The 14837-nt window shown below is 59.8% G+C and carries 10 protein-coding genes and 1 pseudogene; 10 read left to right on the forward strand and 1 reads right to left on the reverse strand.

What is annotated here, in order from left to right:
* Nucleotides 1-2 precede the first annotated feature (2 nt).
* The 4 genes and pseudogenes from AABE10_RS10955 to AABE10_RS10970 all read left to right on the forward strand — a co-directional run.
* Nucleotides 3-1307, forward strand: coding sequence for a cytochrome c (locus tag AABE10_RS10955; RefSeq protein WP_342933276.1), 1305 nt, complete (start codon nt 3-5; stop codon nt 1305-1307).
* Between the two features lie 66 nt (nt 1308-1373).
* Nucleotides 1374-2924 carry a methyl-accepting chemotaxis protein gene (locus AABE10_RS10960; RefSeq protein ID WP_342933277.1) on the forward strand — a complete coding sequence of 517 codons (1551 nt, stop codon included), beginning with the start codon at nt 1374-1376 and terminating at the stop codon, nt 2922-2924.
* A gap of 30 nt (nt 2925-2954) precedes the next feature.
* A complete protein-coding gene (locus tag AABE10_RS10965; protein ID WP_342933278.1) occupies nt 2955-4772 on the forward strand; it encodes a methyl-accepting chemotaxis protein in 1818 nt (605 codons plus the stop codon).
* Nucleotides 4773-5016: 244 nt separating this feature from the next.
* Nucleotides 5017-5220 (forward strand): annotated as a pseudogene (locus AABE10_RS10970) (c-type cytochrome); the annotation flags it as partial.
* 161 nt (nt 5221-5381) lie between these two features.
* Here the strand turns inward: AABE10_RS10970 and AABE10_RS10975 are convergent.
* Nucleotides 5382-5855 carry an Lrp/AsnC family transcriptional regulator gene (locus AABE10_RS10975; RefSeq protein WP_342933279.1) on the reverse strand — a complete coding sequence of 158 codons (474 nt, stop codon included), beginning with the start codon at nt 5853-5855 and terminating at the stop codon, nt 5382-5384.
* Nucleotides 5856-6003: 148 nt separating this feature from the next.
* On the opposite strand from AABE10_RS10975, the gene AABE10_RS10980 reads away from it, so the two are divergent.
* From AABE10_RS10980 to AABE10_RS11005, 6 genes are all read left to right on the forward strand, one after another.
* Nucleotides 6004-9534 (forward strand): indolepyruvate ferredoxin oxidoreductase family protein, encoded by a 3531-nt coding sequence (locus tag AABE10_RS10980; protein WP_342933835.1) that lies wholly within the window; start codon nt 6004-6006, stop codon nt 9532-9534.
* A gap of 26 nt (nt 9535-9560) precedes the next feature.
* Complete coding sequence (locus AABE10_RS10985; protein ID WP_342933280.1) at nt 9561-10325, forward strand: 3-hydroxyacyl-CoA dehydrogenase; 765 nt, start codon at nt 9561-9563, stop codon at nt 10323-10325.
* Between the two features lie 27 nt (nt 10326-10352).
* Nucleotides 10353-11540, forward strand: a complete 1188-nt coding sequence (locus AABE10_RS10990) for an acetyl-CoA C-acyltransferase (RefSeq protein ID WP_342933281.1) — start codon at nt 10353-10355, stop codon at nt 11538-11540.
* 86 nt (nt 11541-11626) lie between these two features.
* Complete coding sequence (locus AABE10_RS10995; RefSeq protein ID WP_342933282.1) at nt 11627-12760, forward strand: acyl-CoA dehydrogenase family protein; 1134 nt, start codon at nt 11627-11629, stop codon at nt 12758-12760.
* A gap of 63 nt (nt 12761-12823) precedes the next feature.
* Nucleotides 12824-13615 carry an enoyl-CoA hydratase gene (locus tag AABE10_RS11000; protein WP_342933283.1) on the forward strand — a complete coding sequence of 264 codons (792 nt, stop codon included), beginning with the start codon at nt 12824-12826 and terminating at the stop codon, nt 13613-13615.
* Nucleotide 13616: 1 nt separating this feature from the next.
* Nucleotides 13617-14783 carry an enoyl-CoA hydratase/isomerase family protein gene (locus AABE10_RS11005; RefSeq protein WP_342933284.1) on the forward strand — a complete coding sequence of 389 codons (1167 nt, stop codon included), beginning with the start codon at nt 13617-13619 and terminating at the stop codon, nt 14781-14783.
* The last annotated feature ends 54 nt before the right edge of the window (nt 14784-14837 follow it).

Below are 14837 nucleotides of genomic sequence, written 5' to 3' on the forward strand. Positions count from 1 at the left end.
CGATGACCGTCGTGTCGTCTGTTGTGTTGGCGGGTGCTGCATGGGTTGCGTTTGCGCAGGAGCCAACGTCCGCGCCGGCTGCAAACACAGAGATTGCGAAGCCGCTGGATACGAGCGCCGACCGTGCGCTGATCGAGCGAGGCCGTTATCTTGCAGCCGCCGGGGACTGTATTGCATGTCACACGTCGAAGGGCGGCAAGCCGTTCTCGGGCGGTCTGGCGATTGATTCACCTATCGGCAAAATCTATTCGACCAATATCACGCCCGATAAACGAACGGGTATCGGCAGTTACACATTCCAAGACTTCGACAATGCGGTGCGTCGTGGCATTGCGAAAGACGGTGGGAGTTTGTATCCGGCCATGCCGTACGTGTCGTACTCGAAGGTCAAGCCATCCGATGTGAAGGCGCTCTATGCATACTTCATGAACGGTGTGCAGCCTGTGTCGCAGGTGAATAAGCCGGCAGACATTCCATGGCCGTTGTCAATGCGCTGGCCGCTGCGCTTTTGGCGCATGGCGTTTGCCCCCGATGCGATCAGCGATGATGCGCCTGTCTCGAACGATCCCATTTTGCGTGGCCGCTATCTGGTCGAGGGACTGGGGCACTGCAGCGCATGCCATACGCCACGGGGTTTCGGTCTGCAAGAAAAGGTGCTGACTGACGACGGTAAGACATTCCTCTCGGGCGGCGTGATCGATGGCTATCTCGCGAAGAGTCTCCGGGGGGATCAGAGGGACGGCCTCGGGAACTGGACGGAAGCGGAGATCGTCGCGTTTCTGAAAAGCGGCCGCACTGCGCACTCGGCGGCCTTTGGCGGCATGGCTCAGGTTGTACAGGATAGCACGCAGCATATGACCGATGCGGACCTACAGGCGATCGCCGCGTATCTGAAGACACTAAAACCCGCCGACGGTTCGAGCACGGCACTGACGGCCGACCGCGCCGCATATCAAGCGCTGCGCTTGGGTACCGATCACAGCAACGGCGCACACACATTCGTCGACAATTGCGCGGCCTGCCACCGCACGAGCGGTAGCGGCTACGACGGTACCTTCCCGACGCTTGCATTGTCCAGCGTTGTCAACTCGCGTGATCCTACGTCGCTGATACATATTGTTCTGGAGGGAGATGAAATGCCTTGGACGAAGGCGGCTCCAGCGCATTTCGCGATGCCGGGATTCGGTTGGCGCCTAAGCGATCGAGATGTCGCCGATGTCTTGACTTTCGTGCGTTCGAGTTGGGGCAATCAAGCGCCCGCGGTGACCGAGGCGCAGGTTACCAAGGTACGTAAGGCGATTAAATGACATCGGGTTATCCGGTGAATCGAAAAACTAGCGCCGCCTAGGCATAGTCAAATTCGGGGAGTCGAAGTGTCTCATTGGCGTCTTAGTATCAACGCTCGCCTCGCGGTGACGATGGCATTTCTCGGCGTCTTGCTGATAGGCGTCGGTGTGATCGGCTTGTCCGGAATGGCGGTCAGCAATGCGGCCAACCGCTATACATACTCCGTCCAGCTTCCGAAATCGATTGCCGTCGGCGAAATGGTAATCAATGTCGGACGTCAGCGGACATCGCTCGATCGCGCAGCCATCAACCCAGGCTCCGTTGATGCCAAGAACATGTACGGAAAAGATCGCGAAGTGGGTGCTGCTGCGAGCGAGGCATGGAGGCAGTACCTCGCTTTGCCGCGCGATGCGGTTGAAGATCGGCTCGCGTCCGACGTGACGTCCAAATACGAGGTGGTAGAGCGGGAGTTGGGCACGTTCCGAGATGCAACAGTTCGGGGTGACCGCGATGATATTCTCAAGCAGATGGTTGTCGTCGGCACAGCCTACACGAAGATGCAAAACGCCGCGACGAGCTTGAAGGATTACCAGTACCAGGAATCGAAGCGAGCCTATGAGGTGACAGAACGTCGCGACGGACTATTCCGGGCCGGAAGTTTGCTCGCGATCATGGCGGGTATGCTTGGCGCGTTCGGTAGCTGGTATTACTTGCGCCGCGCGATTCTTGGACCGGTGAACGAGGCCGTCATCCACTTCGAACACATCGCGGGCGGGGACTTGAGTCGCAATATCAAGATTCGATCCGATGACGAAATGGGGCGGATGCTACGTGCGCTCGTGACCATGCAGGACCGTCTTACCGACACTGTTGTATCGATGCGGGACAGTAGTCGATCGATTGCAACGGCGACCCGCGAAATCGCCTCGGGTAACGCTGACTTGTCGACGCGCACTGAATCTCAGGCAGCGTCGCTTCAAGAGACCGCGGCCAGCACCGAGGAGCTGTCAGCGACCGTCAAACAGAACTCGGAGAATGCACTGCGCGCACGAGAGCTGTCATTATCCGCATCGCAGATCGCTCAACGGGGGCATGAAGTCGTCGCGCGAGTTGTCGGTACCATGAATGAGATCAGCGAAAGTTCCGGCGCGGTCGAAGACATCACATCGATCATCGAAGGCATTGCGTTCCAGACCAACATTCTTGCACTGAATGCTGCCGTGGAGGCGGCTAGGGCCGGTGAGCAGGGGCGCGGATTTTCGGTGGTCGCAGCGGAAGTGCGGACGCTAGCGCAGCGCTCGTCGGCAGCGGCCAAGGAGATCAAAGACCTGATCGCCAATTCGAGCGCACGCGTAGAGACGGGCTCGAAACTAGTCGACGAGGCTGGCCGAACCATGGCCGAACTCATTGAGGCGGCTTCTCGTGCTCATACGATCATGGGCGAGATTTCGGATGCATCCAAGGAGCAAAGCAACGGCTTGAGTCAGGTCAGCATTGCCGTGAACCATATGGACCGGGCGGTGCAGCAAAATGCAGCTTTGGTGGAGGAAGCGGCGGCAGCTGCACTATCGTTGCAAGAACAGGCGCAAATGCTCGCGGATACTGCGGCGAAGTTCCAGGTGTCTGAGCGAGCCTGAGCCTCATTTTCATAGCGCGAGCCCTTCACTATGTTCACGTCCATACGCGTCCGGATCCTTGTCACATGTGTCGCCATCGTCGTCGCGGCCCTCGCGGTGACCGGCCTCATTAATTATCTGGTCGCCCGCTCTTTCAACGAAGGCGCGATCAGCCAGAACCTCGCCGCTATTGCGGAAGGACAGGGCCGCGCGATCGGCGAGTGGATCGCGGAAAAATCCGCGATGGTGGCGGGCATCGCGCCCGAGCAGCTCGACGGCGATGTAGCGCCCATCGTGACTCAGCTCAAGGCCGGCGGCCAATTCTCGTCGGCCTATGTTGGCTATCCTGACAAGCGTTCGGTATCCAGTGAGAGGCATCCCTCCAAGCCGGGCTACGACCCGACGGCACGACCTTGGTATAAGCAGGCTGTGGCTACCGGCAAACTGATCGTAACCAAGCCCTATGTCGATCACACGACGAACAAGCTCGTCGTCACCTTTGCTCGGCCGGTGTATGACATGAGCGGCACCCTCAAGGGCGTGTTGGCGGCCGACATCTTTCTCGACAAGGTCGTCGAAACTGTCAATGCGATTCATCCGACGCCGAACAGCTTCGCCTTCCTGGTCGATCAACGGGGCGCCGTCGTCGCCCACCCGGACGCCCAGCACAACCTGAAGCCGGCGACGGATCTCGCACCATCATTGACCGCCGATGCGCTGTCGAAACTCTCTTCGGTCCCGGCTCCGCTCGATGTCGAGATCGACGGCGCCGCCAAGTTGTTGCACGCGGTGCGTGTGTCCGGCACTGACTGGATGCTGGTAATCGCCCTCGACCGCCACGACGCGACGGCGGGCATGCGCGCGCTGGCCGGCGCCGATGCGCTCGCGCTCGTGATCGTCGCGGCCATCGCCTTGGCCTTGGTCGGCATGCTGACCGCGCCGCCGTTCAAGCGCCTATCGCAAGCGCGCGCGGCCATGGAGGATATCGGGTCGGGCAGTGGCGATTTGACCAAACGCCTGCCGGTCAACGGGCAGGACGAAGTGGCCGCGATTGCGCGCTCGTTCAATCTGTTCGTCGAAAAGATGAACTCGGTGATGCTTGAGATTCGCGAGAGCAGCGTATCGGTCAAGACCGCGGCGGAGGAAATCTCACAGGGCAATCGCGACCTGTCGGCGCGCACCGAGCACGCCGCTTCGTCGCTGCAGGAAACGGCGGCGTCCATGGAGCAGATCCATGGCACCGTCAAGCAGTCGGCTGACTCGGCGCAGCAAGCGGCTCGGCTCGCCAACGACGCTTCGCAGACCGCAACGCGCGGTGGCGATGTGGTGTCCGAGGTTGTGAGCACGATGCTCGCGATTTCCAATTCGTCTCGCAAGATCGCCGATATCATCGGTGTTATCGACGGTATAGCGTTTCAGACGAACATCCTGGCCTTGAATGCTGCCGTCGAAGCGGCGCGCGCCGGCGAACAGGGGCGTGGCTTCGCCGTGGTCGCCAGCGAAGTGCGCACGTTGGCACAGCGCAGCGCGCAAGCAGCGAAGGAAATCAAGCAGCTCATCACCGACTCGGTCGGTAAAGTCGAAGCCGGCACGGAGCAAGTCACCAAAGCCGGTGCGACGATGCGCGAGATCGTCGACAGCGTGCAGCGCGTGAGTCAGATCATCGTCGAGATCTCCGTCGCCGCCAACGAGCAAAGCGACGGCGTCGGTCAAGTCAATCGCGCCGTCGCCCAGCTCGATGAAGTCACGCAGCAGAATGCGGCGCTCGTCGAGCAATCGTCGGCCGCGGCCGATTTCCTCAGGGAACAGTCGTCCAATCTCGCCGGAGTGGTAGGGGAGTTCCGCTTGGCCGAGCGCACGCAATGGTGAACGCGTTGTGGCCGAGCTGGAGGTGCGGCAAGCGTGCCAGATGTAGCATCGCCTCCGCGACTTCGCTCCCGCTTGCGCCACGAAGAGACAGCAACTGCGAATTGCTCGTGTTGTTCCGCGAGCGAGTCGCGCACCGAACAATAAAGGTTCGATTGCGCGACAACGTGCAGTGTCCCGCGGCTAACCGCGATACGGTTCGATGTTCACGAGGCAGGTGTGCGCCGCACATCCCTGTCCGAACCCGGATTGCGCGGCCTGCCACCGCACGAGCGGTAGCGGCTACGACGGTACCTTCCCGACGCTTGCATTGTCCAGCGTTGTCAACTCGCGTGATCCTACGTCGCTGATACATATCGTTCTGGCGGGAGATGAAATGCCTTGGACGAAGGCGGCTCCAGCGCATTTCGCGATGCCGGGATTCGGTTGGATGCAAACGCATCAGGTCGTACTCTGTTTGCAAGACAGCACCGAGCTTGATTTCAATGGTCAGGAGGCGATCGGACTGGGGCCGCTGACGTATGAGGCGCAGCGCGGAAACCGCGTCCAGAGATCCCTATCATTTGACCGGCCGCTCTCGGACGTATAGTAGAGACCGCCTGGCGCAATTGACTAATCGTCGCGAGGCTTAACCGGCAAGGCCGTCTTGTAATAGACGCGCCTCAGTGCCACAGATGTATTGATATCTCTCACGCTATCGATTTTCGAGAGCTTTTCCACGACGAATTTCTCAAGACTAGCGATATCGGGCACGACGACTCGAAGCATATAGTCGAAAGCCCCAGTCATCAAATAACACTCCATCACTTCATCGAAGGTCGCGACCTCTTGCTCGAACCCTTTGAGCAGCGGCGCGCGTTTCTTGTCGACGGCGACAGACACGTAAGCGCTGACCGGGAACCCTGCCTTTTCCTGATCGAGAAGTGTCACGTGGCGGCTGATGATGCCGCCTTCCTCCAGCAAACGTATCCGTCGATAAAACGGCGACAGTGAAAGGCCGAGCGATTCGGCAAGGTCGGCTGCCTTGACGTGCGCATTTTGCTGCAAGGCTTGAAGAATACGAACGTCGATCCGGTCCAGCTTCATTGACCAGGCCCTCGAATACAAAGAGGAGGTGGGGTTGGGAAAGTTTGCTAAGAAGCGTGCGTTTGCGGCCCGAGGTTAGCACATATCGCCCGCATAGCGTACCTAGAATCAACCGCACGACAAAAACATGTGGAGACATCGCGTGAACATGCGAGTACCGGAACTCGGGCGGGAGATTGACCGCGGGTACGAATTGGAAGACCGCTATCTTCGGGAGAATGGAACAGTCTTTCTCACGGGGACTCAGGCGCTCGTCCGCATTTTGATCGAGCAGGCGCGCAGGGACTCCCGTGCGGGCATCCGCTCGGCCGGGCTGGTTTCCGGTTATCGGGGCTCCCCCCTTGGCGGCTTGGACCAAGAGCTTTGGCGGCAGAAGGAGCTGCTGACCCGCATGGACATCCGCTTCGAACCGGGGCTCAACGAGGACCTTGCCGCGACGATGAGCTGGGGTGCTCAACAGCTCGATGCGTTTCCGGGAAAGCGCGTAGATGGCGTCTTCTCAATGTGGTACGGGAAAGGACCAGGCGTCGACAGAACGGGTGACGTGTTCCGTAACGCAAACATTCTCGGTACGTCCCGACAGGGTGGCGTGTTGGCCGTGGCAGGCGACGATCATGCCGCGCAGTCGTCGATGTTCCCGCACCAAACCGACCATGTCTTTGAAGGCGCGATGATGCCCATCATCTTTCCAGCGTCGGTCGATGAATACATTGAATTCGGTTTGGCTGGCTATGCGATGTCGCGGTTTTCGGGGCTGTGGGTCGCGTATAAAGCGATTACCGAGACAGTGGAGAGCGGGCGCTCGATGCGGGTAGGCGAGAGCGCTTCTCCGGTCGGCGGATTCGCCGAACCTTTGGACATCGAGATTCCCTACGGTCGCGGCTTCAACTATGACCCGAAATTGCGGTGGCCCACCGAGCGGGCGGAACTGGAGCGACGGCTTCTAGAGGAGCGACTCCCGGCTGCACTCGCCTTCGCTCGCGCGAATCCCTTCGACAAGGCAATCTCGCGCCCCCGCAATGCCCGGGTGGGGATTGTAACGGTGGGTAAGGCCCACGGTGACCTGCTGGCTGCGCTTTCGAAGCTCGGGCTGGACACTGCGGAGCTCGAGCGCCTTGGCATCGGCATCTACAAGGTGGGGATGACATGGCCGCTCGAGTGCCGCGGTGTGCGAGCGTTTGCGAATGGAATGTCCGCGTTGATGGTCGTGGAGGAAAAGCGCTCGTTCGTCGAACGCCAGCTCAAGGAAGCATTGTTCAACCTTAGCGCAGCCGAGCGGCCGGAAGTCTTCGGGAAGCAATTACGCGATGGGAGCACCCTTGTTCCGGCCACGCTGGAGCTTTCGTCTGCACAGGTGACGCAAGCCGTGACGAAGTTTCTGGCTTACATTGGTATCGAACTCCCACAGGCCGCGCCGGATCGTCAACCTCCTGCCGCTGGAAAATCGATTCCTATTCTGGGCATCAAGGAAGCGACGCTGCTGACCCGCAAGCCGTTCTTCTGCGCAGGCTGCCCGCACAATACGTCGACGAAGCTTCCTGACGGCTCCCACGCGGCGGCCGGCATCGGCTGTCACATCATGGCGCTCGGTGAAGCCGGCGCGACAGCTACGTTCTGTCAGATGGGCGGTGAGGGCACCCAGTGGGTCGGGATGTCGACCTTCACGGAAATGCCGCATATGTTCGTGAACCTCGGTGACGGTACCTATCAGCACTCGGGCAGTCTCGCCATTCGTCAGGCGGTCGCCGCAAATACCAACGTCACCTACAAAATCCTGTTCAATGATGCAGTAGCCATGACGGGCGGCCAGCCTACGGAAGGCGGTCTGACGGTGCGGCGAGTGGTCGACCAAGTACTCGCGGAAGGTGTGTCCAGTGTGACTATCGTCACCGACGATCTTGCCAGATACGCAGCACCTGATTCTGTGCCGGCGAACGTCCCAGTGCTGCACCGAGACGAGATGGATGGGCTGCAGCGCAGATTGCGGGAAAAGAAGGGCGTTTCCGTCATCGTCTATGAACAGACATGTGCTGCCGAAAAGCGACGTCGCCGCAAGCGAGGGACGATGGCGATACCGCCCGCTCGTGTAGTCATCAACACGGACATTTGCGAGGGGTGCGGGGATTGTTCGGTTCAATCCAACTGCATCGCTATCGAGCCGCTCGACACTGACCATGGGCGCAAGCGCGAGGTCAATCAATCGTCTTGCAACAAGGACCTGTCGTGCACGAAAGGGTTCTGTCCAAGCTTTGTCACGGTAGAAGGTCTCCAGCCTCGCAAGCCTGACCGGACGCGGATAGAAGCGATCGAGGCCGAGCTTCGTAAGAGCCTCAAGCAACCAAGTTCCGTTTCTCCGGAGATTGATCGTCACGCACGCATCGTAGTGACCGGTATTGGTGGCACAGGGGTCGTGACGATTGGCGCGGTTTTGGCGATGGCAGCGCATCTCGAAGGGCGGGGAGCATCGACGCTCGACTTCACCGGACTGGCGCAGAAAAACGGCGCGGTCTTGAGTCATGTGCAAATCGCGAGCAGCAGAGACGAGATTTTGACTTCGCGGATCGAATCGCGGAGCGCGAACGTTCTGATCGGCTGCGATGCCGTTGTCGCAGCTTCGAATGACGCCCTTTCGCGTGTCATGCACGAGTCGACGCACGCGGTGATCAACACACACATCACGCCTACTGCCGATTTTGTGAAGAACGGGGATCTGGCTCTAAGCGAAGCAGCTCACAAAAGGGTAATCGAGGCGGCCGTGGGTGAGACTACATCGTCATTCTGGAATTGCACTGCCGCCGCGGAAACTATCTTCGGTGATTCCATTGCATCGAACATGATGATGGTTGGGTTCGCTTATCAGAAAGGCTTGATTCCTTTATCGGAGGAGGCAATCGCAAGGGCGATCGAACTCAATGGTGCTGCTCTGGACATGAACAAGCGTGCGTTCCTCTGGGGGCGGCTCATTGCTCAAGACGCGCGCGCGGTCGACAAGCTCATCTCGATGCGGGATCCACACAAGGAACAGTTCGATATCGATCGATTCGTGCAGGCGCGTATGAATGACCTAGTGGCCTATCAGAATGCTGGCTACGCTAAGCGCTATATGGAGTTTGTGGAAAAGGTAAAAGTGGCGGAGCGTCGGGTCCAGGGGGCGCGCGGCGAACTTACCGAGTCGGTCGCAAGAAGCTACTACAAGGTGCTCGCTTACAAGGACGAGTACGAGGTGGCGCGCCTTCATACAGACGGAAGTTTCCGACGCAGATTGACCGAAAATTTCGAAGGGGATGGCAAGTTCACGTATCACATGGCGCCTCCAGTTCTCTCGCGCCGAGACGAGAAGACAGGACGCAGAGCGAAGTTGGCTCTTGATGGCTGGTGGATGACGCCCATCCTGCATGTCTTGAAGCGCGGCAAAGTGCTGCGCGGAACAGTGATCGACCCGTTCGGCCGCCAGACCGACCGCAAAGTGGAGCGCGCACTGATTCGAGAGTTCGAAGACGACGTGGAACTCGCAATTTCGAACCTGTCATCGCAAAACCATCAGGCAGCCGTCGAGCTGGTTTCGCTGCCCATGTCCGTACGCGGCTTCGGTGCGATCAAAGAAGCGAATTACAAGGCGGTTCAACCGCTTCGCCAAAAATATCGAAAGGAATTGCTGAACAATCTGTGTCGCGCCTGAACGCGAACCCCCATCGAGGAATAGTTATGTTGATCGAGGATCAGGTCTTTGTTGTAACTGGAGGCGGTTCGGGCCTCGGCGCCGAAACTGCTCGCGTTCTGGTCGACCGCGGTGGCCGAGTGGTTTTGGCCGACGTCGACGAGCGTGCAGGCTCGGCGGTCGCGCAAGCCATTGGCCCGCACGCCAAGTTTGTTGCGACCGATGTCACGAATGAACAAAGCGTAGCGAATGCCGTTGCCGCTGCCAAGTCGATGGGGAGCTTGCGAGGACTCGTCAGTTGCGCCGGGGTTGCTCCCGCGGAAAAAGTCGTGGGCAGGGAAGGGCCCCATCGGCTCGATTCATTTTCTCACACCGTGAACATCAATCTCGTCGGCACGTTCAACGTCGTTCGGCTATGCGCCGCCGCCATGTCTTCGAACGAGCCCGATGGCGACGGAGAGCGCGGGGTCATTATCAACACCGCATCCGTGGCTGCGTTCGACGGGCAGATCGGTCAAGCGGCGTATGCCGCGTCGAAAGGAGCGGTCGTGGCAATGACGCTACCGATTGCCAGGGAGTTATCGCGCTTCGGGATTCGCGTCATGACCATCGCACCGGGAATCATGGAAACCCCGATGCTGCTGGGCATGCCCGCCGAGGTCCGGGAGTCCCTCGGCAAGATGGTTCCGTTTCCTTCCCGGCTGGGAAAGCCGGCCGAATTCGCCGCGCTCGTGGAGCACATTCTGAGCAACCGCTACCTGAACGGCGAAGTCATTCGTCTGGATGGTGCGATTCGTATGGCGGCACGCTAGACGTGCGCAAGTATCAGTGAGACCTCTATGAACAACGATCCCATTGTTATCGTTTCGGCGGTTCGTACGCCGCTGGGCGGATTCCAAGGCGATTTCGCGTCGCTGTCCGCGCCGCAACTTGGCGGCGTCGCCATCAAGGCGGCACTCGAGCGTTCTGGAATCGACACAAACGCGGTCGGCGAGGTAACCCTAGGTTGTGTTCTGCCAGCCGGCGTCGGCCAGGCTCCGGCGCGCCAGGCAGCAATACACGCCGGCTTGCCCCTTTCGGTTCAGTGCTCGACGGTCAGCAAAGTCTGCGGTTCGGGCATGAAGGCCGTAATGAACGCGCACGACGCGATTCTTGCTGGCAGTAATGATGTGATCGTCGCGGGCGGCATGGAATCGATGAGCAACGCACCGTATCTTCTGCCCAAGGCGAGAGGCGGTTTTCGGATGGGGCACGGTCAGGTCCTCGACCATATGTTCCTAGACGGCCTTGAGGATGCCTATTTCGATCGCGGTAGGCTCATGGGCACTTTCGCCGAAGATTGTGCCTCGGCATATCAGTTCACTCGTGGCGACCAAGATGCGTACGCGATTGCATCCACCGAGCGGGCGCAGCAAGCCGCTTCTGATGGCTCGTTTGACTGGGAGCTAGCGCCGGTAACGATCGCGACGAAGACTGGCGAGCGCCAAATCGTGCAGGACGAGCACCCGCCGAAGGCCAGAATCGACAAACTCCCGTCGTTAAAGCCAGCGTTCCGTAAGGATGGGACGATCACCGCAGCGAGCTCGAGCTCCATTTCGGACGGAGCGGCCGCGCTCGTCATGATGCGCCGTTCCGCTGCGGCCGGGTTGGGGGCTACGCCGATTGCTGTGGTGGTCGGCCATGCTACGTACGCCGCCGAACCGCGCCTGTTTCCTACGGCTCCAATCGGAGCGGTGAAGAAGTTGCTCGCGCAATCCGGTTGGTCAACGGCTCACGTCGATCTTTGGGAGGTGAATGAAGCGTTCGCCGTGGTGCCGATGGCGTGCGCCAAGGACCTTGCCCTGGACCTTTCGAGGGTCAATATTCACGGCGGCTCATGTGCGCTTGGTCACCCGATCGGCGCGTCCGGCGCGCGAATTCTTGTCACCCTGATTGGCGCGCTTCGAAAGACCGGCGGCAAGCGAGGTATCGCTAGCCTATGCATTGGCGGTGGCGAAGCCACCGCCGTGGCCATCCAGATGTGTTGACCGCGGTAACGCCGGTTTGCCGAGCAAGTCTCAGGCGACATGATCGGCTGTTGCTGTCGAAGAATTGAAAACCCATGGTGAACGGGATGGATGATTTCTACACCGACGAACAACGGATGATACGCGATGCGGCGCGCGATTTCTCGCGAGAACGTCTTGCGCCGCTTGCTGCTCAATGGGACAGGGAATGCCGTCTACCTGACGAAATCGTCATGCAGATGGGTGAGGTCGGGTTGCTCGGCATGATCGTGCCTGCACAATACGGCGGCACGTACACGGATTATGTGGCCTATGCGCTCGCTCTCGAAGAGGTGGCAGCCGGCTGTGCATCATGTGCAACGTTGATGAGCGTGCATAAGTCAGTCGGCTGCGGGCCCATCCTCAACTTCGGCAATGACGCGCAAAAAGATCGTTACTTGGCCGAGCTCGCGACGGGGCGCAAGATCGGGGCGTTTTGCCTGACCGAGCCGCAAGCGGGGTCCGAGGCACACAACCTGCGGACGCGTGCCGTTCTCAGTGACGGATATTGGAGGCTGAGCGGCAGCAAGCAATTTATCACGAACGGTGCATGCGCCGACCTCGCCGTGGTCTTCGCCGTCACCGACCCGGGGGCGGGTAAGCGTGGATTGTCGGCCTTCATCGTCCCAACTGGCACGCGCGGCTTCAACGTTGGGCCGCCGGAGCACAAACTCGGCATCCGGGCATCCGAAACGTGTCCGATCACGCTCGATGACTGCGCGATATCGGAAGCGAACCTACTGGGCCAACCCGGCGACGGTTTGAAAATCGCGTTATCGAATCTCGAGGGCGGCCGTATCGGCATTGCGGCGCAGGCCGTGGGTATTGCGCGCGCGGCATTGGACGCGGCACGCGCTTATGCACGCGAACGCATTCAGTTCGGCCAGCGGCTCAGAGACCATCAAGCGATCGCCAACATGCTGGCAGACATGGCAACGAAGCTCAACGCTGCGCGTTTGCTCGTTCACCATGCCGCTCGGCTCCGTAGTTCGGGCAAACCGTGCCTCTCCGAGGCATCGCAAGCCAAGCTCTTTGCATCAGAGATCGCCGAAGAAGTTTGCTCGAGGGCGATTCAAATACACGGTGGATATGGGTATCTGCAGGACTACGCGGTCGAGCGCCATTACCGCGATGCACGCATTACTCAAATCTACGAAGGAACGAGCGAAGTACAGAGGATGGTGATTGCGCGTCACCTGTAGCTCCGCGATCGTCGGAATAGGAGGAGACATGAACCCAACCGTACTGATAGCGGGGTCGCTGGAATGATCGAGCTTGAATATGTTCAACAAGGCGCCCGGCAGGACGTTGCACTGATTACGCTGCAACGGCCCCCGGTCAATGCGTTTACGCAAGATGGGTTGCTGCGGTTGAAGCAGACGATAGAGCGCCTGAATGGCGAGCGCGATATTCGCGCCATCGTGATTACTGGCGGTGGGCCGAGGTTCTTTAGCGCGGGCGCAGATCTGAACACGTTCTCCGATGGCAGGAAGGATGTGGCGCGCGTCGCTGCTTCCTTGTTCGGCTCGGCGTTCGAGACGCTTCAAGAGGCACGGCCTGTCGTCATTGCAGCGATCAACGGGTATGCAATGGGCGGCGGACTCGAATGCGCGCTCGCCTGCGACATCCGCATTGCCGAGGCGCACGCGCAATTGGCTTTGCCGGAAACGGCGGTCGGGCTGCTCCCTTGCGGTTGCGGAACACAGACGTTGCCTTGGCTCGTGGGTGAGGGATGGGCCAAGAGAATGATGCTGACCGGCGAGCGCATCGACGCCGCGACGGCTTTGCGGATCGGGCTCGTGGAGGAAGTGGTCGAGCAAGGCGCTGCACGCGAGGCGGGCATTGCGATGGGAAAGCGTGTGGCGCGCCTGAGTCCGCTCGCCGTGACTTTAAGCAAGCAGTTGATCCACGAAGCGCGCAACGGTATCCCGCGCCGGGCAGCCTTGACCATCGAGCGTGAACGCTTCGTCGATCTCTTCGATGATCCGGATCAACGAGAGGGCGTGAATGCGTTCCTCGAAAAGCGGTCTCCGCGTTGGCATCGGACGGGAGGTTGAGATGACCGAGGTGCTGCTCAAGGAGCGACCCGCAACAGACAAGACAGTGCGGACGGAAGCCGAAGCGGACGTGCTATTGCGCATCGTCAACCGCGTGGCTGTCATCTCGCTGAATCGCCCGACGGCGCTAAACGCGTTGTCGCATGAGATGGTCATCGAATTGGCGAGGCTCTTTGAGCGGTGCCGCTTCGATGACCAAATCGTCGCAGTTGTCCTGCGCGCCAACGGGGAGAAGGCATTTTGTGCGGGCGGTGACGTTCGCGCGCTATATGGACAGGTAAAAAGCGGCGACTCGGCCTGGCTGCAGTTTTTCGTCGACGAATATCGGCTCGATTACACCATTCACACATTCCCTAAGCCTGTGGTCGCCTTGCTTGACGGCATCATCATGGGCGGCGGAATGGGACTAGGGCAGGGAGCAAAGCTACGAGTGGTGACCCACCGCACGAGGATGGCCATGCCGGAGACGCGTATCGGGCTCTTTCCCGATGTCGGCGCGACGTCTTTTCTATCTGCTATGCCGGCGAGACTCGAACTGTATTTTGGGTTGACGGGCGTCACGCTGTCAGGACCGGACGCCTTGTTTTGCAATCTGGCGGATATCTGCGTGCCTTTCGAATGGCTTGCAACGTTCGAGGAGCGGCTCCAGCGGATGCCCATCTATGTTGGCCAAGAGAAATTGATGCTCGCTTTGCGCACGGTCTTCGAGCCGCCCGCCAACGTCATACCGCACGCTGCGTTGAGTGACGTGCTGCCGCTCGTGACGAGGCACTTCAATGAGCGGTGGACGGTCGACGAAATCGGTACTTCGTTGAGCGATGCATGTGAGCGCGAAACATCGCAGGGAGTATTGCAGTGGTGTCGATCGACGTTTGAGGCGCTTTCCACCCACTCACCCACGATGTTGAAGGTGACCCGGGACGCACTATTGCGTGGACGTGGGAGGTCGCTTGCCGAATGCTTCAGGATGGAACTCGATATGGTGAGCCGTGCCGTGCCCGATGGCGATTTCCTCGAAGGCGTGCGCGCTCACGTGATCGTCAAAGATAGAAAGCCCTGCTGGCTGCCGCCGACGCTGGCCGATGTGAAAGACGATCGCGTTCGCCATTTCAGCACCGCGCTATGGCGATCGGACGCCCATCCGCTCGCGGATCTTGGGCGCCGCTGATCTCGTATCTAATGCGCAGTCTGGATGATGTGTACCCGTAATCTTATGTAAGTC

Origin of the sequence: Paraburkholderia diazotrophica (assembly GCF_038900755.1) — a bacterium.
In the GTDB taxonomy this organism is placed as follows: Bacteria; Pseudomonadota; Gammaproteobacteria; order Burkholderiales; family Burkholderiaceae; genus Paraburkholderia; species Paraburkholderia diazotrophica_A.

Excerpts from the sequence above, each read along its gene's own strand:
- AABE10_RS10955 (WP_342933276.1), top strand. The coding sequence starts at position 3 with ATGACCGTCGTGTCGTCTGTTGTGTTGGCGGGTGCTGCATGGGTTGCG.
- AABE10_RS10965 (WP_342933278.1), top strand. The coding sequence starts at position 2,955 with ATGTTCACGTCCATACGCGTCCGGATCCTTGTCACATGTGTCGCCATC.
- AABE10_RS10975 (WP_342933279.1), bottom strand. The coding sequence starts at position 5,855 with ATGAAGCTGGACCGGATCGACGTTCGTATTCTTCAAGCCTTGCAGCAA.
- AABE10_RS10980 (WP_342933835.1), top strand. The coding sequence starts at position 6,004 with ATGCGAGTACCGGAACTCGGGCGGGAGATTGACCGCGGGTACGAATTG.
- AABE10_RS10985 (WP_342933280.1), top strand. The coding sequence starts at position 9,561 with ATGTTGATCGAGGATCAGGTCTTTGTTGTAACTGGAGGCGGTTCGGGC.
- AABE10_RS10990 (WP_342933281.1), top strand. The coding sequence starts at position 10,353 with ATGAACAACGATCCCATTGTTATCGTTTCGGCGGTTCGTACGCCGCTG.
- AABE10_RS10995 (WP_342933282.1), top strand. The coding sequence starts at position 11,627 with ATGGATGATTTCTACACCGACGAACAACGGATGATACGCGATGCGGCG.
- AABE10_RS11000 (WP_342933283.1), top strand. The coding sequence starts at position 12,824 with ATGATCGAGCTTGAATATGTTCAACAAGGCGCCCGGCAGGACGTTGCA.
- AABE10_RS11005 (WP_342933284.1), top strand. The coding sequence starts at position 13,617 with ATGACCGAGGTGCTGCTCAAGGAGCGACCCGCAACAGACAAGACAGTG.